The organism is Citrobacter sp. S-77, assembly GCF_963864895.1.
In the GTDB taxonomy this organism is placed as follows: Bacteria; Pseudomonadota; Gammaproteobacteria; order Enterobacterales; family Enterobacteriaceae; genus Citrobacter; species Citrobacter murliniae.
The window spans coordinates 1,165,379-1,184,818 of record NZ_CAWLWU010000002.1; the positions used below are offsets into that span (position 1 = coordinate 1,165,379).

Sequence of the window (19,440 nt, forward strand, 5' to 3'; positions counted from 1 at the left end):
GGGCGGGGGAGAGAGGTTACCCGAGCGGAGTGCTCCGGGTAACCGACAGGCTTTTACAGCACCATACGAACGATGTCGATATTGCCTAATTCTTCGTACAGTGTTTCAACCTGCTCAATGTGCGTAGCAGTGATCGTAATAGAGACCGAGTGGTAGTTGCCTTTGCTGCTCGGTTTTACCGTTGGGGAGTAATCACCTGGCGCATGGCGCTGTACCACTTCAACCACCTGATCAACCAGCTCAGGCAACGCCTGCCCCATTACTTTGTAAGTAAATGGAGTAGGGAATTCAAGCAGTTCGTTAAGTTTGGTTTTCATGTCAGCTCCGGCGTTACATCAAAAAATAATAACTCCCACGCTGAGTGGGAGTTATCTGGATACCTAGTATATGGGGACGTAAATCACACTTTCAAGTGTTCAATTTTTAGCCAAACCAGTGATGGAACATTAATTTAATGTAATCAATGATTTTACCAAAGAAGTTACCTTCCGGGATTTCCTGCAGTACAACCAGTGGACGTTGTTCAATGGTTTTCCCATCCAGCTGGAAGTTAATAGTGCCGACAACCTGGTTTTTCTGCAGCGGAGCATGCAGTTCAGTTGTATTCAGAACATAGCTCGCTTTCAGGTCTTTCATACGGCCGCGCGGAATAGTCAGGTAGACATCTTTATCAACGCCTAACGATGCACGATCGGTATTACCAAACCAGGCTGGTTCAGAAGCGAACTCTTTACCGACTTTCAGTGGATTTACGGTTTCAAAGAAACGGAAGCCCCAGGTCAGCAGTTTTTTGCTTTCGGTTTCACGACCTTTATAGGTGCGACCACCCATGACTGCGGAGATCAGACGCATCTGACCTTCGGTTGCCGATGCCACGAGGTTATAACCAGCCTTATCGGTGTGACCGGTTTTAATCCCGTCAACATTCAGGCTGTTATCCCACAGCAGACCGTTACGGTTTAGCTGACGGATGCCGTTAAAAGTGAACTCTTTTTCTTTATAGATAGAGTATTCATTAGGCACGTCGCGGATCAGTGCCTGACCAATCAACGCCATATCGCGTGCAGAGCTGTACTGACCTTCAGCATCCAGGCCATGAACGGTCTGGAAGTGGGTGTTTTTCAGCCCCAGCGCATTCACATAGCTGTTCATCAGACCGACGAAAGCATCCTGGCTACCGGCAGAGAAATCGGCCATTGCTACACAGGCATCGTTACCTGATTGCAGGTTAATCCCACGGATCAGCTGTGAAACGGGAACCTGCATACCCGGCTTGAGGAACATCAGGGATGAACCTTTAAATACCGGGTTTCCTGTAGCCCACGCGTCATTGCCGACGGTGACCAGATCGGTTTCTTTGAACTTGCCTGCTTTCATTGCCTGGCCGATGACGTAGCTGGTCATCATTTTGGTCAGGCTGGCGGGATCGCGGCGTGTGTCAGCATTTTGTTCTGCCAGAACTTTGCCTGAATTGTAATCGATCAGGATATACGACTCCGCATCGATCTGCGGAACGCCCGGGATCATGGTTTTGATATTCAGGTCATCGGCATGGGCAGCAGAGAGAGAGGCTGCGCAGAGAGCCGCGGTGAGCGCCATGCGCTGCACGAAACGAGCGGAAAAAGTGGTCTTCATGGTCTGAACTACGACGTCCGTGATGAAATTAAAAAAAGTGCCCTACTATAGCAAATGCGTAACTTACAGGCATCCGACTTTCCGCGTGACTTTGTTAATGTCATTTACAGAAATTGACAACTCGGATACCTGGTTTACGTTACTACACGCCGGTGATGAAGGACTGTAATTGTGCTTCGGATTGAAGACGTTGCTGCAACGTAGAGGCTTCAGCTTTGCTGGCGAACGGCCCCATCTGAATACGCCAAACGGCACCGTTTTGTACCACACGGCCCGGAACGCCAAACTGCTGGCTTAAACGTTTCTGATACTGCTGCGCGCGGCTCTGCTCACTGACGGCACCAACCTGAACCACATAACGCCCGTTGGCTGTTGCCGCAGGAGTGACGGCGGCAGCGGGAGCGGATACCGGAGCGGTTGAGGTGACTGGCGTAGCGACAGTGGGCTGTGGAGCAGGCGTTGGTTCGCTGCCTTCCAGCACACCAGCGGCGAGCGTCGTTGGTGCACCGAGGAAACCACCGCTATTAACCGGCGCGCCGGTTGGGTCATCGCTTTTCAGCGTTGAATTACTGATAGGGCGGATATCCGTTTGCGGCTGACCTGCATCCGGCGCGGAAGGCATACCGCCACCACCGCTCAAATCCGGACGTGAGGGCAGGGCGTATGTTTGTTTCGCAACAGTCGTACAGGCCATGCCGGGTCCTGACAAAGAACCATCCGGCGCGACGATAATAGGATCTACGCGCACTTTGGTGTTGTTCGAGGTGTTCAGGCGATCGGCGGATGCACGCGAAAGAGAGATGATGCGATCGTTACCATAAGGGCCGCGATCGTTAATGCGCACCACGATCATCCTGCCATTGGCCAGGTTAGTTACCCGGGCATAGCTTGGGATCGGTAGTGTCGGATGCGCCGCAGTCAACTGCATCGGATCGAACGCTTCCCCTGAAGCGGTTAAATTGCTACCAGGTTCCGCATCGTAAATAGCAGCCAGACCGGCCTGACTGAAGCGAGAGGGATCCTGGACTATCTTGTAACTCTTACCGTCACGCTGATAATCCTGATTCGCCGTCGGGTTCAGGGGTTCAAAGCGCGGATCGGCCCCGCTGATTTCAACAATCGGACCATTACACACCGCAGGCTGCGGCGCGACAGCAACCTGTTGCTGACCATCATCATTCGAACATGCCGCGAGCATTCCTGCTGCGATGCAGATTCCAAGCCACTGCTTACGCATTGCGTACCCCTTACACGCTTTTCGACAACATTTTTCTATGGGTGTGGATCGACATGACAATCCCGAACCCGGCCATCAGCACTATCAGTGCAGAGCCTCCGTAACTGACCAGTGGGAGTGGAACCCCTACAACGGGCAGAATACCGCTCACCATACCAATATTTACGAAGACATAAACGAATAATATCAACATTAAACCGCCAGCCATGACGCGACCAAAGGTCGTTTGCGCTCGGGCAGCGATCCATAATCCGCGCATAATCAGCAGAATGTACAGCGTCAGCAGTATTAATATCCCGACCAGGCCAAGCTCTTCGGCTAAAACGGCAAAGATAAAGTCCGTATGACGCTCGGGTAAAAACTCCAGCTGTGACTGCGTTCCGTGTAGCCAGCCTTTACCGCGCAGACCGCCGGAACCAATAGCAATTTTAGACTGAATAATGTGATAACCCGCACCCAGCGGATCGGTTTCTGGATCGAGAAGCATCATTACACGCTGGCGCTGGTAATCATGCATCAGGAAGAACCAGAGTATCGGGATAAACGCTGCGACCAGTACAACGGCGACGCCGATTAAACGCCAGCTTAAGCCTGACAGGAACAGAACGAACAAACCGGAAAGGGCAACCAGGATAGAGGTTCCCAGGTCAGGTTGCGCGGCAACCAGCAGGGTAGGCATGAAAATCAATACCAGCGCAATGGCGGTATTCTTCAGCGATGGCGGACAAACATCACGGTTAATAAAGCGAGCCACCATCAGTGGAACGGCAATCTTGGCAATTTCAGAGGGTTGAAAACGCACGATGCCCAAATCGAGCCAACGCTGCGCGCCTTTGGAAATCGCGCCGAATGCATCCACCGCGACCAGCAGGATGATACAGATGATATAGAGATAGGGCGCCCAGCCTTCATAAACCCTGGGGGGGATTTGCGCCATTACCACCATGATCACCAGACCCATCGCGATCTGGCCTACCTTGCGCTCCATCATGCCAATATCCTGGCCGCTGGCGCTCCAGATAACCAGCGAGCTGTAAACCAGCAGCGCCAGCAAAATGAGTAACATAGTGGGATCGATATGAATTTTATCCCAGAATGTCTTTTTGTTCGGATTATCCGTCACGATTATTGGTCCTCAGCTGCTGCAACCGCTGGGTTTTCCGCAGGCAGATTGGTGTTGTTGTCGCCCAACATAATGTGGTCAAGGATCTGGCGCATGAGTGTACCTACAGCCGGACCGGCGCCACCGTTTTCGAGGATCATCGCGACGGCGACCTCAGGTTTATCGTAGGGCGCGAATGCCGTCATCAGCTTATGGTCGCGTAAACGTTCGGCGATTTTATGCGCATTATAGGTTTCGTTGGCTTTCAGACCAAAGACCTGCGCAGTACCGGATTTCGCGGCAATTTTGTACGGTGCGCCAGCAAAATATTTGTGTGCGGTACCGTTGGGGCGGTTCGCTACGCCATACATACCGTCTTTGGCGATTTCCCAGTAACCGGAGTGAATGTCACCGACGGGAGGTTCATGCGGCTGTACCCACGGCACTTGCTTGCCGTTTTCCGCTGTGCTCATCAGCAGATGTGGGACTTTGACCATGCCGTCATTGATAAGGATCATCAGCGCCTTACTCATCTGGATAGGGGTTGCTGTCCAGTAGCCCTGACCGATACCGACCGGAATTGTATCACCCTGGTACCACGGCTTTTTAAACCGTTTTTGCTTCCATTCGCGGGTAGGCATGTTACCTGCGCGCTCTTCGGCGAGATCGATGCCAGTGTAATGGCCGTAGCCAAATTTACTCATCCACTCCGAAAGTCGATCTATCCCCATATCATAGGCGATTTGATAGAAAAACGTATCTGCCGACTCTTCCAGAGAGCGGGTGATATTCAGATGACCATGGCCCCACTTTTTCCAGTCACGGTAGCGTTTTTCAGAGCCGGGCAACTGCCACCAGCCTGGATCGAACAGGCCGGTATTACGGGTAATCACGCCCGCGCTTAACGCGGAAACCGCCACGTAAGGTTTAACCGTTGAAGCAGGGGGGTAAACACCTTGCGTCGCGCGGTTAACCAACGGGGTATTGGGATCGTTAAGTAACCCTGAATAATCTTTACTGGAGATACCATCTACAAACAGGTTAGGATCGTAGCTGGGCATTGAAACCAGCGCCAGTACACCACCGGTGCGCGGGTCTGTTACGACAACGGCGGCGCGGCTACCCGCCAGCAGCGTTTCGATATACTGCTGAAGCTTCAAATCAAGCGTGAGATAAATATCATGCCCGGCCTGCGGTGCGACCTCTTTTAACTGGCGAATGACGCGACCACGGTTGTTTACTTCAACTTCTTCATAACCGGTCTGGCCGTGAAGTACATCTTCGTAATAGCGCTCGATACCCAGTTTGCCAATATCGTGGGTGGCAGCATAGTTGGCCAGCTTGCCGTCTTTATCCAGGCGTTCAACGTCTTTATCGTTGATCTTTGATACGTAGCCAATAACGTGAGTCAGCGCTGAGCCGTAGGGATAGTAACGGCGTTTGTAACCTTTTACTTCGACGCCAGGAAAACGGTACTGATTAACGGCGAATCGCGCCACCTGCACTTCCGTCAGGTTTGTTTTCACAGGGATTGAAGTGAAGCGATGGGAACGTGAACGCTCTTTCTTAAAGGCGGCAATATCGTCGTCATTCAGATCAACCACGCTCCGTAGTGCGTCCAGCGTTTGCTGAACGTTATCGACCTTCTCCGGCATCATTTCTATTTGATAGATGGTGCGGTTTAGGGCGAGGGGAATGCCGTTGCGGTCATAAATGATGCCGCGGCTGGGCGCGATAGGCACCAGTTTGATACGGTTTTCGTTTGAGCGGGTCTGATAATCAGTGAAACGAACGATTTGCAGATTATAAAGGTTGGCGATCAGCACACCAGTGAGCAGCAAAATCCCCAAAAAAGCAACCAGCGCCCGACGCACAAACAGCGCGGACTCAGCCGTATAGTCGCGAAAAGAATTCTGTAGTTTCATCCGCTGCTTAATCTACTCAAGACTCAATGATCACTCACGGTGATATGGATGGTTGGTGGTAATGCTCCACGCCCTGTACAGACTCTCTGCTACCAGTACCCGAACAAGCGGGTGAGGAAGGGTTAATGCAGAGAGTGACCAGCTTTGTTCCGCTGCGGCTTTACAGGCTGGGGACAGTCCTTCCGGTCCGCCAATCAGGAGACTGACATCACGACCATCCAGTTTCCAGCGTTCCAGCTCGGTTGCCAGCTGTGGCGTATCCCAGGGTTTTCCGGGAATATCGAGGGTGACGATGCGATTTTTGCCTGCGGCAGCCAGCATCTGTTCACCCTCTTTGTCGAGAATGCGTTTTATATCCGCGTTCTTGCCGCGTTTTCCTGCCGGGATTTCGATAAGCTCAAAGGGCATGTCTTTTGGAAACCGGCGGAGATACTCCGTAAACCCGGTTTGCACCCAGTCAGGCATTTTTGTACCCACAGCGACAAGTTGCAGCTTCACGCATTAACTCCAGAGTTTTTCCAGTTCGTACAGGCGACGGCTCTCTTCCTGCATAACGTGGACAATCACATCGCCGAGGTCAACAACGATCCAGTCAGCTACGTTCTCGCCTTCTACGCCAAGCGGCAACAGGCCAGCTGCGCGGGATTCCTGAACAACGTGGTCAGCGATAGACATGACATGGCGGCTGGACGTGCCAGTGCAGATAATCATGCAGTCAGTGATACTGGATTTGCCCTGAACGTCTAAGGCGATGATGTCTTGACCTTTCAGGTCATCAATTTTGTCGATTACAAAATCCTGGAGTGCTTTACCCTGCAAGTGTTCCCCCTGGGTGAAAAGAGTTAAAAACGTCTGTTAGTATACCTGAACCAGAGGCGATATCGGGACAAATGTCTCCGAAAGCGCTTTTGAAGTGCGCTATCATCCCACCCCACGCAACAGAATGCATCGCCATTTTTGTAAAACAATTTCTGCAAAGCTCTGAAGGGCGGGAAAAGTCAGGCTGCGGAGAATAGCAGCCTGTCATGGGGTGTCAATGGGCGAAAGGCTCCTGAGCAGAAAAAACAGAGCTTTCACTCACCTTCGTGCCAAACTGCCCGGCTATTCAGGACTTTCAGCACGGCAAAATTGTCACAGAAATCAATCGCGCTCCAGCAACCTTGTTCGACGCGAAAATGCCACATTGACGCCGCAGGCATTGACAGAAGACGGGCGATCAACACGCTCAAAACACCCTGATGGCTGACCACAAGCAGGTTCTCGCTTTCTTTATAATCAGCCAGTTGTGCAATAAACCGTTCAACGCGTTGTGAAAACGCCTGAAATCCTTCGCCATTGGTCGGCGTTGCATTTTGCCAGTCGTTACACCATATGGCGTAATTCTCTGCGTCCTCACGCGCAAGGTCGCGATGATGACGCATTTCCCAGTCGCCAAAGAACATCTCGTTTAGCTCAGGCATAATACGTAGCGGAACGTCGCGATCCGCCAGGATCAACTGTGTCGTATGGCGAGCTCGCTCAAGTTCACTGCACAGCACGTGTTCAACAGGAACGTTGCGTAACAGCGTCGATAACGTTTTGGCCTGAGCAATTCCCCGCTCAGTCAACGACGTAGGCGCATGGCCGCTGTATAACCCGGCCACATTGGCTTCGGTTTCTCCGTGGCGTACTAACCAAAGTCTCATTGTTTCCTCGTGAGGCTATTCGCACAAAATATGATGTTTGCCCTGATTGCGCAGAGATTTTTCAATAAAATACTCTTTTTTAAGTGGAGCGGCACGATGTCTTTATTGAAGAGCGCGCATGGCGGGAACACACGAGAAGCCGCAGCATTGTTGGGCATCCCGCCTGAGCAATTGCTGGATTTTAGCGCGAATATTAATCCGCTGGGTATGCCAGCAAGTTTAAAACGCGCGCTGATCGACAATTTGGATTGCGCTGAACGTTACCCGGATGTCGAATACGCCCATCTGCACGCTGCACTGGCGGAGCATCACCACATTCCGTCCTCGTGGATCCTCGCCGGAAACGGTGAAACAGAGTCAATCTTTACGCTGGTTAATAGCCTGAAGCCGCGCCATGCGATGATCGTTATCCCTGGATTTGCTGAATACCGCCGGGCGCTGCAATGGGGTGAATGCGCAATACATGAATTTGCGTTGTGTGAAGAAGACGGCTGGCAGCTTACTGATGCCATTCTTGATGCGTTAACGCCGCAACTGGACTGCCTTTTTCTCTGTACGCCCAACAACCCTACCGGGCTGTTGCCCGATAACCACCTGCTACAAGAGATCGCAAAACGTTGTGAAACCCTCGGAATTGCCCTGATCCTTGATGAAGCGTTTATTGATTTTATTGCCGGTGAGCAGGGATTCATCCCGCTGTTGCAAGCGAATCCACATATTTGGGTACTGCGCTCACTAACCAAGTTTTATGCGATCCCTGGACTGCGTTTGGGGTATCTGATCAACAGCAATGAGCAGGCCGTCGCGCACATGCGCAGTCGGCAAATGCCCTGGTCAATCAATGCATTTGCCGCCCTGGCGGGAGAGATGATCCTGCGGGATAGCGCCTATCAACAGGCAACATGGAAATGGCTGGAGCAAGAAGGGAAGCGTTTTGATCAGCAGTTGAAAAATCAGCCCGGTTTAACGGTTTATCCTGGTCTGGCAAATTATCGCCTGTTGCGTTGCGATCGGGCTGGTATTGATCTGCAAAGATCGCTACTCGAGCAGCATATTTTGATCCGCAGTTGCGCTAACTACCCGGGGCTGGATGCGCGTTATTACCGGGTAGCTGTTCGTGGTGAGGAGGAGAATAACCGTCTGCTGGCGGCATTAAGCCTCACGCTTAACGGTACAGCCCTTGCTGATTGATATAGTCCAGAACGGAACCGGGCAATAAGTCGTCGCATGGCTCGCCCTTTTCGATACGCTCGCGAATAAGCGTGGCGGAAATATTGAACCACGGCGTTTCTGCCAGATAAATCTTTCCTGAGGGAAGGTTGTGTAAGTCATCTGGCGTGTGGGTCAGATGACGTTCCAGCCATTGTTGATGCCGTTCCTGAACCATTTCCAGCGGATACCCCGGACGTCGACATACGATGAGGTGGGTATTCTCCAGGATGGTGTCGGAGTCGTGCCAGGAAGGGAAGGTGAGCAGCGAGTCCTGACCAATAATAAAGGCCAGCGGAACCTCCGGACCTTGCTCCGCGCGCCACTCTTTTAGCGTCTGTGCGGTATAGGAGGCGGTATCACGTTTCAATTCACGTTCATCCAGGATAAACAATGGTTTATCGGCGATTGCCAGTTCAACCATATGCTTACGCTGTGCACTGGAGGCCTCAGGTTGTGCACGATGGGGCGGCACATTATTAGGCATGATGATGACCCGGGAAAGGCCAATCAGATTAGCCAGAATTTCAACGGGTTTAAGATGACCATAATGCACCGGATCAAAGGTGCCACCGAACAGAGCCTGCAATGATTTCATATCAACCATCAATAAATACATCGGCCAGTGGTTTATGGCACAGCAAAAGGGAAAGTCCCTCAAGCTCAGCCCATACTGACTGACCGTAGTCTTGTTTAAGCGTTATTTCCGTACGTGTTAGCAGCGTCACTGCCTGACGTAGCTGCTCAGGAGACAGCCGATTTAGCGCATCTCCCATCATGCCACGACGATTTTGCCACACCCGATGTTTATCAAACAACGTGCGTAACGGCGTATGGGTAGACTGGCGTTTAAGATTTACCAGCAGCAATAGTTCACGCTGCAGAGTTCGCAGCAGAATGACCGGTTCACTACCTTCAAGGCGCAACTGCTGCAAAATGTGCAACGCGCGTTTGCTTTTGCCCATCAGCAGCGCATCCACCCAGTGGAAGGGGGTAAAGTGTGCGGCATCGTTAACGGCTTGCTCCACGCGCGGAAGCGTGAGTTTGCCATCGGGCCAGAGTAATGATAATCGATCCAGCGCCTGTGCCAGCGCTAACAGATTGCCTTCATAGCAATAGCACAATAGCTGGTTGGCGGCGTCATCCAGTTGCAGGTTATTTTGCTTCGCCCTTGCAGCAACCCAGCGCGGAAGCTGTGCCTGCTCTGGTGTCTGGCAACTGATCTGGACCGCATTGCTTGCCAGTCCGCTATACCATGCGGCATTTTCCTGCGCTTTGGTCAGCTTATTGCCGCGAACAATCAGCAGCAGATCGTCATGGAGCAGGGTGACGAGCGTGGCAAGCTGTTCGTTAATCGCTGCATTTGGACCATTTTCGGGCAACTGCAGGAGCAAGGTCTGACGGCTGGCAAACAGGCTCATTGCCTGGCACAGTGAAAAAATAGCGCCCCAGTCGGTGCTGGTGTCGATGGTGAAAGCGTGGTGTTCTTCGAACCCTTGCGTAGCGGCAGCCAGACGAATCGCGTCCTGGCTTTCCTGTAACAGGAGGGGATCGTTGCCCAGTAGTAAATACGCCGCGCGCAGCCCTTCTTTGAGCTGTGCGCGGAGTTGTTCAGGGTACAACTTGAGCATCAGTTACCCAGCGTGGTGGAAACACGCGCCGGAGAAGATGCTGGCGCTGCTGTTTTCGTCACCGCAGGCTGTACATCATCACTGGATGACTGAGCATCGGCGATATGTACGCTTGGCAGCTTACGAATCAACTGTTCGGCTGCTTTGTCATACATCTCTTTGATGATCATATCCTGCTCGTTATCCTTCGCCAGTGCCGCTTGTGGGTTGTCAAAGAACGAACGATAGACTTTAGCGCTGATCGGATAAATATCATGTCCAGGAATCAATACCGAGGCATTGACGGACATCACCATCTGGTATTCAGCCGTTTGACCGTTCTGGAACACAGACGCCGTATCCTGAGAGATGCTGACCGCACCAAGACGTAAGGACGTGACATCTTTACGCATTGAACCGTCTTCAAGCAACTCCACGCCGTTAAGACGCAGCTGATTACGTACCGCACGGCTTAAGGGGCCGTTCGGATCGCCTGAGTTCAGAATCATAGTTTTCATCGTGGGGGGCACCTGCGTGGTACTACGCAGATGCCAGCCACACCCGGCGGTGACCAGCACCACCAGGGATAACAACAATGTTGTCAGATGTCGCACGCTTCCTCCCGCGCTTAGCCAACGACCAGATTGAGGAGTTTACCTGGTACATAAATCACTTTACGTACGGTAACGCCATCAAGATATTTTGCCACCAGGTGTTCCTGGCCAGCACGTTCACGAACCTGCTCTTCAGTGGCGTTTACCGGAACGGTGATTTTGCCACGTACTTTACCGTTAACCTGGACAACAACCAGCGTAGAGTCTTCGACCATTGCGCTTTCGTCAGCAACAGGCCATGGCGCGTTGTCGATATCGCCTTCGCCTTTCAGCGCCTGCCACAAGGTGAAGCAAACGTGAGGGGTGAACGGGTTCAGCATACGTACAACGGCCAGCAACGCTTCCTGCATCAGGGCGCGGTCCTGTTCGTCTTCGGTCGGTGCTTTCGCCAGCTTGTTCATCAGTTCCATAATTGCCGCAATCGCGGTGTTAAAGGTCTGACGACGGCCGATATCATCGGTAACTTTAGCAATAGTTTTGTGAACGTCACGGCGCAGAGCTTTCTGATCTTCGCTCAGGCTTTCAACGTTCAGGCTGGCAACATCACCCCTGGAGGTGTGCTCATAAACCAGTTTCCAGACACGTTTCAGGAAGCGGTTTGCCCCTTCAACGCCAGATTCCTGCCATTCCAGGGTCATATCAGCCGGAGAGGCAAACATCATAAACAGACGTACGGTGTCCGCGCCGTAACGCTCAACCATCACCTGCGGGTCGATACCGTTGTTTTTAGACTTGGACATTTTGCTCATGCCGGTATACACCAGGTCATGACCTTCCGCGTCCTTCGCCTTAACGATACGGCCTTTTTCGTCGCGCTCAACGATCGCGTCAACCGGAGAAACCCAGTTACGTTCGCCGTTTGCACCAACGTAGTAGAAGGCATCTGCCAGCACCATGCCCTGACACAGCAACTGTTTCGCTGGTTCGTCAGAGTTCACCATGCCCGCGTCACGCATCAGTTTGTGGAAGAAGCGGAAGTAGAGCAGGTGCATGATGGCGTGTTCAATACCGCCAATGTAGATGTCAACCGGCAGCCAGTAGTTCGCGGCTTTAGAGTCCAGCATGCCTTCCTGATACTGCGGGCAGGTATAGCGCGCGTAGTACCATGAAGATTCCATAAAGGTGTCGAAGGTGTCAGTTTCACGCAGCGCAGGCATACCGTTAACGGTGGTTTTCGCCCACTCAGGATCGGCTTTGATCGGGCTGGTGATACCGTCCATGACCACGTCTTCCGGCAGAATAACCGGCAGTTGATCTTCCGGGGTTGGCAGTACGGTGCCATCTTCCAGAGTAACCATCGGGATCGGCGCGCCCCAGTAACGCTGACGGGAAACACCCCAGTCGCGCAGACGGTAGTTGACTTTGCGCTCACCAACGCCTTTAGCGACCAGTTCGTCGGCAATGGCGTTGAACGCGTCTTCAAAGGACAGACCGTCAAATTTACCTGAGTTGAACAGCACGCCTTTTTCAGTCAGAGCTTGTTCGGACAGATCCGGTTCTGAACCGTCAGCAGCCAGAATGACCGGCTTAATGTTCAGACCGTATTTGGTGGCAAATTCGTAGTCGCGCTGATCGTGGCCAGGAACGGCCATTACAGCACCCGTGCCGTATTCCATCAGCACGAAGTTCGCCGCCCATACCGGGATCTCTTCGCCAGTCAGCGGGTGAATCGCTTTAAAGCCAGTGTTGACGCCTTTCTTCTCCATGGTTGCCATTTCGGCTTCGGCAACCTTGGTGTTGCGGCATTCGTCGATGAAAGCAGCCAGTTCCGGATTGTTTGCCGCCGCTTTCTGCGCCAGCGGGTGACCCGCTGCAACCGCCAGATAAGTGGCACCCATAAAGGTGTCCGGGCGGGTGGTGTAAACGGTGAGCGTGTTGTCATAACCGGTGACATCGAAGGTGATTTCCACGCCTTCAGAACGACCGATCCAGTTACGCTGCATCGTTTTCACGGTGTCAGGCCAGTGATCCAGGTTATCCAGGTCGCGCAACAGTTCGTCAGCGTAAGCGGTGATTTTGATAAACCACTGTGGGATCTCTTTACGCTCAACTTTGGTATCGCAGCGCCAGCAGCAACCGTCGATAACCTGCTCGTTCGCCAGTACGGTCTGGTCGTTCGGGCACCAGTTGACCGCAGAGGTTTTCTTGTACACCAGGCCTTTTTTATACAGCTCGGTGAAAAACTTCTGTTCCCAGCGGTAATATTCCGGGGTGCAGGTCGCCAGCTCGCGGCTCCAGTCATAACCGAAGCCCAGCATTTTGAGCTGGTTTTTCATGTAGGCGATGTTGTCGTACGTCCATGGTGCCGGGGCAGTGTTGTTTTTAACCGCCGCGCCTTCAGCTGGCAGGCCGAACGCATCCCAACCAATGGGCTGCAGGACGTTTTTGCCCAGCATACGCTGGTAACGGGCAATCACGTCACCGATGGTGTAGTTACGTACGTGGCCCATGTGTAGTCGACCAGAAGGATAGGGAAGCATAGACAGGCAGTAATACTTCTCTTTGCTCTCGTCTTCGGTAACTTCAAATGTGCGCTTCTCATCCCAGTGAAGCTGTACTTTGGATTCTATCTCTTCCGGGCGGTATTGCTCTTGCATGGCAGCCAGTGGTCCTGTTTTCAATACAGCTACAAACGTAGCTTTAGATGTGGTGTTTCAGATCCGCATAGCATAGCCCAAACGCCCGCGTCAAAACAGCCTTTCGCGCATTCAGCATTGAATTCTCGCAAGGATAAATCTTGCACGAATTTACATACTCTGTGGACAGTCTTGCAAAGCGTTTCGTAAATAACGTCTATTATTATAGACAGTTAACGACCCAGGAGGCGAAGCGATGAACAAGGTTGCTCAATATTACCGTGAACTGGTGGCGTCACTTAGCGAACGTCTGCGCAATGGCGAACGCGACATTGATGCGCTGGTAGACCAGGCGCGCCAGCGCGTTATGCAGACCGGGGAGTTAACGCGAACCGAAATCGATGAGCTGACGCGGGCCGTCAGGCGCGATCTGGAAGAGTTTGCGCTGAGTTATGAAGAGAGTCTCGACGAGGAGACTGACAGCGTCTTTATGCGAGTGATTAAAGAGAGCATCTGGCAGGAGCTGGCGGATATTACCGATAAAACGCAGCTGGAGTGGCGTGAGGTATTCCAGGATCTGAGCCATCACGGCGTGTATCACAGCGGTGAAGTGGTGGGGCTGGGCAATCTGGTGTGCGAAAAATGTCATTATCATCTGGCGGTGTACACGCCGGACGTGCTGCCGCGCTGCCCTAAGTGCGGGCATGACCAATTCCAGCGGCGGCCATTTGAGCCGTAATGCGGCGTAAAAAATGGCCCGGATACTCTCCGGGCCAGATGTTTTATACGAGGAGACGCTAACCGGGTTCAGGGAACAATCAGCGTCATGTAAATACTGGCTTTGACATTTCCCGGTACCGCCGCCGACTGGTCGGTCAGATAGGTTAATTTCCCGGCAAAGGTTAACACGATAGAATCATCGCTTCCGCTCGCGGCCGGTAGCGTGTAAGCAGCGAAATTGCGAATCGCACCGTCACTAATATCCCCTCCCGTGCCCATCACCTTCATTTGTACCCCGACGCCTTTCGCCGGATTCTCACCATACGCATCATCCAGCTCATTGGCGAAAACAGTGCCATTATCGCCGTCAACCGTTTCGCCTTCAAAACTGATAATAGCCCCGTTGCCATCCGGACCGTTTTTCACACAGTCCCCGGTTATGGTGAGCGTGCTGTTGTTAAATGAGACCCAATTAAAGGTTGGCTGTATTGCCACCTCGCCCATATCGAGATCCATAATTTCTACATTGCCCTTAATGTCACAGGAGGCATTAATCACCCCAGTGACGCTGATGGGAATATCGACACCCAACCCCTTTTGCATATACTCCCCACCCATAGGCTCCCCAGCCGCCAGGGGCAGACAACTGACCCACAGAAGAAGCGCAGCGCCAGAGTATTTGAATAAATAATTGTTCATAGCGTGTCCCTCGCGCATTACTGAATTTTAATGTTCAATACCGCAGTGGATTGAAACTGGCCGGGTTTTATGTCGCCAAATCGGTAGTAGTAGGCGAAGAGATAAAACGAAAGCTTCGGTGAGACAGAGCCGATATCGCCATTCCGCAAATACATCGGTTGGCCGAATATCACATCGACTTTGTTCTCTTCGCTCGTTTCTCCATCCTCATTAATTTTGTACCGGAATGTGGCGCCGAGCCCCTCTGTGTAACCGTCACCTTTTACTGAATCCAGAACGTTATCCGTCCCCGGATGAAGATTGCCCGTATCACTGATTGTGAATTGCACATTCAGATCGCTGTCGCACCTAAAAGGTCCTATCACTTGACGTACCTTCGTTGAGTTAAGCCTTCCAAGACCATCGTGTTCGCCTGGGTCCTCTGCCAAATGGTTGGCCATGACGGTTCGCATAGTAAAGCTAAGCTCCGATGTCGATGGTACATTGCATGTTGCAACAGCACGGGAGCCGCTGCTAATACCAAAGAGAACCGATTCAGAAAGGGAACCCTCCTCTCCCCCAGCGCGCACTTTAAGTATGGGTTGCTCGCTAAAAACCCCGCCTTTTGGGTCCTTTGGGCCAATAGCCCAAAACTCATACTTCGGGTATTTGGCAACAGTGAAGTACCGAGGTAGGGTGTCCTCTGAGGCAGGAATCTCCCAACGCCTGGAGGTAAATGACCCGTTGGTTAACACCACTTTCTCTTCCATGCCGGAAAAGTTATTCATTGCAATATCCGCCGTAAGCTTCACCCCGATGCCGGAAATCGACGTTTGCTGCGCATCGTACACCCCCGCAGGGGCGTTGGGGGACACCATCTCCAGCTCTATCCACCCGCCATCTTTATTACACTTGACACTACCGGCAAAGCTGTCACCCACTTTATATGAGACTATCATCGGGTTCGGATCGTCGTACTTTGTATACCTCAGCCACACCCCCCCATAATATAAGCCTTCAGTTGGATTCGGACTCACAACCTGACAGTTCGCCAACGCGCTCTGGGAGCATCCTACTGCCAGCGCGCCCACCATGAGTAAAACCAGCTTCCCTTTCATTATTTACATTCTCCTTTGGCTATCGTTACCCCGGTGACCGGCGGTGTCGCCGCACTGTGGTACACCATGCGACAGGATTGATTATTGCCCCACTTCGCCAGCAGCGTGGTGTTATCAATCAGCCCTGCGAGGTACACCTCGCCATCATTACCGACAATCGCGCTTTGCCCGGCGCCGCTTTCCTGTGTCACCATCGCACCAAACGGCACTACGCTGCCGTTGCTGCGCAGCAAGGTAACCAGCGCTCTTTCACCGACATTTGCCTTGTATTCTGCCCGCACCAACGCGCCTCGCGTTGGCACCAGCGTCTGGCTGGTTTCTGTCAGATCGATATCTTCCGGCAGCGTTTCGGTATCCAGATTCACTTCGTTTTCACGGTATGGCGTCATGGTGTTCACCACCGTATACCCCCGGAAGTCGGTACGAACCCCGTCGTTATTCGCTACCCGCACACCGGACGCTCCTGCAATTTTCACCAGCGCGTTGGTTTCACCCATCTCCTGTGCCAGCGTTACCCCGTTGGCGTGAGCGATCACCGACCCCGACATACCGTAGTCGGTCCTTTTGCTATAATCATCGTAACTGTAGCCGCCCTGAACCGTACCGTAGGTCCCGTTGTAGGTTGCGCGCAGGCTGCCGTTATAGGTGTTATCGTCGTCGTCAACGTCGACGTAACCTTGTTGCACACTCCAGTTCAGCGCGTCGCCTTCCAGGGCATAGCCGCTAAGTGTGGCAGAGTGAACCGTGTCGCCACCCTTGGTTGAGTTCATGCTGTAGGTCGCCCATGACTTCGGCAGCAGTTTTTCCAGCGGTACGGAGATACTCAGCGAGAAGACTTCATCTTTGCTGTAGCGTTCGCGCCGGTCATAGGATTGGGTGTTCTTGTTGTAGCTGTAGCCCAGGCTGTAGCTCACCGCGCGCCAGTGGTTGTTCCAGCTTACCCGCCAGGAGTTCATCTGTTGCCCGGTGTTCCAGTAATCCTCGCGTACCAGCGAGCCGGATATTGAACCAAAGTTACCGCCAAACGGTTGGCTCAGGCTGATTTCACCCCGGTTACGACGCCGGTCAGGAAGGATAGGGCCGCTGTTACCCCAGGTATCGAGGATGTCCGCCATCTCATAGTAACCGTCACTGTTGTAGCGGTATCCTGCCATGGTGAGGGTTGTGCCCGTTTCCTGGATAGATTTGCTGTAGCGAATGCGTGATGATTGCCCGCTCTCTTTTACCTCTTCATCAATCGGTTCTTCTGGCGTACCCCAGGATTGCGTGACATCCACAGACAGCGCCCCCCAGCCCCCCATATTTTTACCCAGTCCAATGGCCAGCGACTGGTAATGGCTGGCGAACTGCCCACCGCCGTACAGGGTTAGCCCCCAGGGCAGGCCGTAGCTCGCCGAGGCCTGGGTAAACGACGTTTCATTCACCCCTGAATCATCCGGGCGATAGCGCCCGGTGGTTATTGCATAATCCAGCGTGCCTTCACGCTGCAGGTTGGCCAACGATGCGTACGGCACGACAAAGTTCTGTTCTGAGCCATCCTGCTCTTTTACCGTAACGTATAAATCCCCGGAGCCGCCCGTTGAGTACAAGTCCTTGATGGAGAATGCACCCGCAGAGACATAATTCTGATAAATAACGTAATTGTTTTGCCGGACGATAATCTGCGCGTTAGTACGGGCAATCCCCTGTACTACCGGTGCGTAGCCACGCTGCGAGTCGGGCCGCATGCTATCGTCGCTTTCGATTTGCGCACCGGTAAACGGCACACTGGTAAACACATCGGAATTGGTCATGCTCTCGCCAAGGGTCAGTTGGCTACCCCAGGCCGGAATATTGCGCTGGGCATACGTGTACGCAGAATCCCATTCCTCGCTGCCGTCGTCATTATGGTTCCACGTCGAGTAGTTGCGGATACGCCAGGCACCGATATTCATCCCCGGCCGCAGGTTGGCGTACCGGCTATCAGATATGTCGCCGCCGTGTCGCTGGCGGGTTTCATCGCCGGTGAAGTCATAGTTGAGGATTAGCGCGTTGATACCTTCATCCCAGTCTTCCGGTGGAATATATCCCCGGATGTCGTTGGCCAGCGCTGCCTGCGGAACGCTTATCTGTAATTGCTGTTTATTAAAATCAAAGAGGGTGGAGAGGCTTTCAATCGCCAGCAGATTCGCGCAGTCATTGCCTTTCTGCGTCAGCGCAGGGTAGGCGGAAACATTGACGCCGTATTTTTTTAGCTGCGCGACGCTGAGGCAAGGGGTTAGCTGGCCGTCATTATCAACGGAGAAGTTTATATTCTGGGTATCAACCCGACGCTTGTTGACCAAAATATCAACGCGATAGTTGCCAGGAGGCTGACCGCCTTTTTCAAATACCGAGAGATCTACCGGCATCTCGCCGGAGCCGGAGTGCTTAAAAAATGCCGAGTTGAAACGCGAAGGCGTGGACATCGCCTTTTTCGTATCCGTGTTGTTTTCAGCCGCGTAAATAGGTGTACAGCTTAATCCACAGGCCAGCATAATTCCCAGCGCCAGCTGGGTTTTATGAAGCGGCGCAGATGTGGTTATTATTTTCATGTCAACCATCCATCAATAAGGATAACTAATCCATCAGTCAAATATGTGTATGGAAATCTTCGCCAACACCACCCTGGTCATTTATTATTGCGAACGATACATCTCCCCCGGTTACGCCTTTCGGTAAATCAAAACGGGCACTTTCGCCTGGGGCCACATAGGTGACGTGTTCCACCTTTTTGCCAGCGACGGTTATTTTGCTGAAGTTAAAATAGTAGGCGGAAGCATTGTTCACCTGAATCTGATTTCCGCTGCGTTGCCAGGTGAGTTTATTTTTTTGGTTAGCCGGAATGAAGTTATCTAATGACTTTGGACGGTAAATTAATTTAATTACCGTATTTATCGCGATCTGAATGCTGTTGTCCGCTTTTGACTCGCTGGGTATGCCTTTAACATTCAGCCAGAATAAAGATTCTTTATTTTCTGGCAGTGGGGTGGTGAGAATAATGCGCAGTACATTCTTTTGCTTAGGGTCAAGGCGGAACAACGGCGGTGTAATGATAAATGGCGCTTTCTGCGCTTTATTACCATCCGGCATCTCAACCCATGACTGTACTAAATAAGGAGAACTGTCAGGGTTTTCCAGGTTAATGGATGCCTCTTTTTTCGCGCCGTTATAAATGACCCGCGTTCCCATTAACGACACGTTGGCATAGGCACTGGATAAGGTGAATGCGCCTAATAGCATACCGATAATGATTTTTTGAATTCCCTTCATTGCTTATTTCCTCGAAAACCAAAATATAATTACACCAAAG

At 52.3% G+C, this 19,440-nt stretch carries 18 protein-coding genes; 2 read left to right on the forward strand and 16 right to left on the reverse strand.

Annotated elements, in window-relative coordinates; genetic code table 11:
- Positions 1-53 precede the first annotated feature (53 nt).
- From ybeD to AACS05_RS06090, 8 genes are all read right to left on the reverse strand, one after another.
- Entirely contained in the window at positions 54-317 is a 264-nt protein-coding gene (gene ybeD, locus AACS05_RS06055) for a DUF493 family protein YbeD (protein WP_003022706.1), read from the reverse strand.
- 106 nt (positions 318-423) lie between these two features.
- A complete protein-coding gene (dacA, locus tag AACS05_RS06060) occupies positions 424-1,635 on the reverse strand; it encodes a D-alanyl-D-alanine carboxypeptidase DacA (RefSeq protein ID WP_045441033.1) in 1,212 nt (403 codons plus the stop codon).
- Positions 1,636-1,777: 142 nt separating this feature from the next.
- Positions 1,778-2,872 (reverse strand): endolytic peptidoglycan transglycosylase RlpA, encoded by a 1,095-nt coding sequence (rlpA, locus tag AACS05_RS06065; RefSeq protein ID WP_045441034.1) that lies wholly within the window; start codon positions 2,870-2,872, stop codon positions 1,778-1,780.
- A 10-nt stretch (positions 2,873-2,882) separates the two neighbouring features.
- Positions 2,883-3,995 carry a peptidoglycan glycosyltransferase MrdB gene (gene mrdB / locus AACS05_RS06070; RefSeq protein WP_045441035.1) on the reverse strand — a complete coding sequence of 371 codons (1,113 nt, stop codon included), beginning with the start codon at positions 3,993-3,995 and terminating at the stop codon, positions 2,883-2,885.
- A 2-nt stretch (positions 3,996-3,997) separates the two neighbouring features.
- The gene (mrdA, locus tag AACS05_RS06075; RefSeq protein WP_045441036.1) at positions 3,998-5,899 is read right to left on the reverse strand and encodes a peptidoglycan DD-transpeptidase MrdA; all 1,902 of its coding nucleotides are present in this window, start codon (positions 5,897-5,899) and stop codon (positions 3,998-4,000) included.
- 30 nt (positions 5,900-5,929) lie between these two features.
- The gene (rlmH, locus tag AACS05_RS06080) at positions 5,930-6,397 is read right to left on the reverse strand and encodes a 23S rRNA (pseudouridine(1915)-N(3))-methyltransferase RlmH (RefSeq protein ID WP_003022725.1); all 468 of its coding nucleotides are present in this window, start codon (positions 6,395-6,397) and stop codon (positions 5,930-5,932) included.
- Between the two features lie 3 nt (positions 6,398-6,400).
- Complete coding sequence (rsfS, locus tag AACS05_RS06085) at positions 6,401-6,718, reverse strand: ribosome silencing factor (protein ID WP_045441037.1); 318 nt, start codon at positions 6,716-6,718, stop codon at positions 6,401-6,403.
- Between the two features lie 254 nt (positions 6,719-6,972).
- Positions 6,973-7,584 carry an adenosylcobalamin/alpha-ribazole phosphatase gene (locus AACS05_RS06090; RefSeq protein ID WP_045441038.1) on the reverse strand — a complete coding sequence of 204 codons (612 nt, stop codon included), beginning with the start codon at positions 7,582-7,584 and terminating at the stop codon, positions 6,973-6,975.
- Positions 7,585-7,680: 96 nt separating this feature from the next.
- On the opposite strand from AACS05_RS06090, the gene cobD reads away from it, so the two are divergent.
- Positions 7,681-8,775, forward strand: a complete 1,095-nt coding sequence (cobD, locus tag AACS05_RS06095) for a threonine-phosphate decarboxylase CobD (RefSeq protein WP_045449491.1) — start codon at positions 7,681-7,683, stop codon at positions 8,773-8,775.
- Here the strand turns inward: cobD and nadD are convergent.
- From nadD to leuS, 4 genes are read right to left on the reverse strand one after another with little or no spacing between them, the layout of a single operon-like run.
- Positions 8,750-9,391 (reverse strand): nicotinate-nucleotide adenylyltransferase, encoded by a 642-nt coding sequence (gene nadD, locus AACS05_RS06100; protein WP_144243053.1) that lies wholly within the window; start codon positions 9,389-9,391, stop codon positions 8,750-8,752. The two genes, cobD and nadD, sit on opposite strands and share 26 nt — an antisense overlap.
- A gap of 1 nt (position 9,392) precedes the next feature.
- A complete protein-coding gene (gene holA / locus AACS05_RS06105; protein WP_045441039.1) occupies positions 9,393-10,424 on the reverse strand; it encodes a DNA polymerase III subunit delta in 1,032 nt (343 codons plus the stop codon).
- On the reverse strand, positions 10,424-11,017 hold the full coding sequence (gene lptE / locus AACS05_RS06110; protein WP_045441040.1) for an LPS assembly lipoprotein LptE: 594 nt from the start codon (positions 11,015-11,017) through the stop codon (positions 10,424-10,426). The genes holA and lptE overlap by 1 nt, the downstream gene beginning before the upstream one ends.
- A 14-nt stretch (positions 11,018-11,031) precedes the next feature.
- Positions 11,032-13,614: a leucine--tRNA ligase gene (leuS, locus tag AACS05_RS06115; protein WP_144243054.1), complete on the reverse strand. Its 2,583-nt coding sequence runs from the start codon at positions 13,612-13,614 to the stop codon at positions 11,032-11,034.
- Positions 13,615-13,849: 235 nt separating this feature from the next.
- Between leuS and AACS05_RS06120 the strand changes: the two genes are divergently transcribed.
- On the forward strand, positions 13,850-14,332 hold the full coding sequence (locus AACS05_RS06120) for a zinc ribbon-containing protein (protein ID WP_045441042.1): 483 nt from the start codon (positions 13,850-13,852) through the stop codon (positions 14,330-14,332).
- Positions 14,333-14,400: 68 nt separating this feature from the next.
- Here AACS05_RS06120 and AACS05_RS06125 read toward each other — a convergent pair whose 3' ends face one another.
- From AACS05_RS06125 to AACS05_RS06140, 4 genes are read right to left on the reverse strand one after another with little or no spacing between them, the layout of a single operon-like run.
- The gene (locus tag AACS05_RS06125) at positions 14,401-15,012 is read right to left on the reverse strand and encodes a fimbrial protein (protein WP_045441043.1); all 612 of its coding nucleotides are present in this window, start codon (positions 15,010-15,012) and stop codon (positions 14,401-14,403) included.
- Between the two features lie 17 nt (positions 15,013-15,029).
- Entirely contained in the window at positions 15,030-16,109 is a 1,080-nt protein-coding gene (locus AACS05_RS06130) for a hypothetical protein (protein WP_045441044.1), read from the reverse strand.
- A complete protein-coding gene (locus AACS05_RS06135) occupies positions 16,109-18,682 on the reverse strand; it encodes a fimbria/pilus outer membrane usher protein (protein ID WP_081918185.1) in 2,574 nt (857 codons plus the stop codon). Before AACS05_RS06135 ends, AACS05_RS06130 begins: the two co-directional genes overlap by 1 nt.
- Before the next feature lie 37 nt (positions 18,683-18,719).
- Entirely contained in the window at positions 18,720-19,400 is a 681-nt protein-coding gene (locus AACS05_RS06140; protein WP_045441045.1) for a fimbrial biogenesis chaperone, read from the reverse strand.
- Between the last annotated feature and the right edge of the window lie 40 nt (positions 19,401-19,440).

Excerpts from the sequence above, each read along its gene's own strand:
- ybeD (WP_003022706.1), bottom strand. The coding sequence starts at position 317 with ATGAAAACCAAACTTAACGAACTGCTTGAATTCCCTACTCCATTTACT.
- dacA (WP_045441033.1), bottom strand. The coding sequence starts at position 1,635 with ATGAAGACCACTTTTTCCGCTCGTTTCGTGCAGCGCATGGCGCTCACC.
- rlpA (WP_045441034.1), bottom strand. The coding sequence starts at position 2,872 with ATGCGTAAGCAGTGGCTTGGAATCTGCATCGCAGCAGGAATGCTCGCG.
- mrdA (WP_045441036.1), bottom strand. The coding sequence starts at position 5,899 with ATGAAACTACAGAATTCTTTTCGCGACTATACGGCTGAGTCCGCGCTG.
- AACS05_RS06090 (WP_045441038.1), bottom strand. The coding sequence starts at position 7,584 with ATGAGACTTTGGTTAGTACGCCACGGAGAAACCGAAGCCAATGTGGCC.
- cobD (WP_045449491.1), top strand. The coding sequence starts at position 7,681 with ATGTCTTTATTGAAGAGCGCGCATGGCGGGAACACACGAGAAGCCGCA.
- nadD (WP_144243053.1), bottom strand. The coding sequence starts at position 9,391 with ATGAAATCATTGCAGGCTCTGTTCGGTGGCACCTTTGATCCGGTGCAT.
- holA (WP_045441039.1), bottom strand. The coding sequence starts at position 10,424 with ATGCTCAAGTTGTACCCTGAACAACTCCGCGCACAGCTCAAAGAAGGG.
- leuS (WP_144243054.1), bottom strand. The coding sequence starts at position 13,614 with ATGCAAGAGCAATACCGCCCGGAAGAGATAGAATCCAAAGTACAGCTT.
- AACS05_RS06120 (WP_045441042.1), top strand. The coding sequence starts at position 13,850 with ATGAACAAGGTTGCTCAATATTACCGTGAACTGGTGGCGTCACTTAGC.
- AACS05_RS06125 (WP_045441043.1), bottom strand. The coding sequence starts at position 15,012 with ATGAACAATTATTTATTCAAATACTCTGGCGCTGCGCTTCTTCTGTGG.
- AACS05_RS06130 (WP_045441044.1), bottom strand. The coding sequence starts at position 16,109 with ATGAAAGGGAAGCTGGTTTTACTCATGGTGGGCGCGCTGGCAGTAGGA.
- AACS05_RS06135 (WP_081918185.1), bottom strand. The coding sequence starts at position 18,682 with ATGAAAATAATAACCACATCTGCGCCGCTTCATAAAACCCAGCTGGCG.
- AACS05_RS06140 (WP_045441045.1), bottom strand. The coding sequence starts at position 19,400 with ATGAAGGGAATTCAAAAAATCATTATCGGTATGCTATTAGGCGCATTC.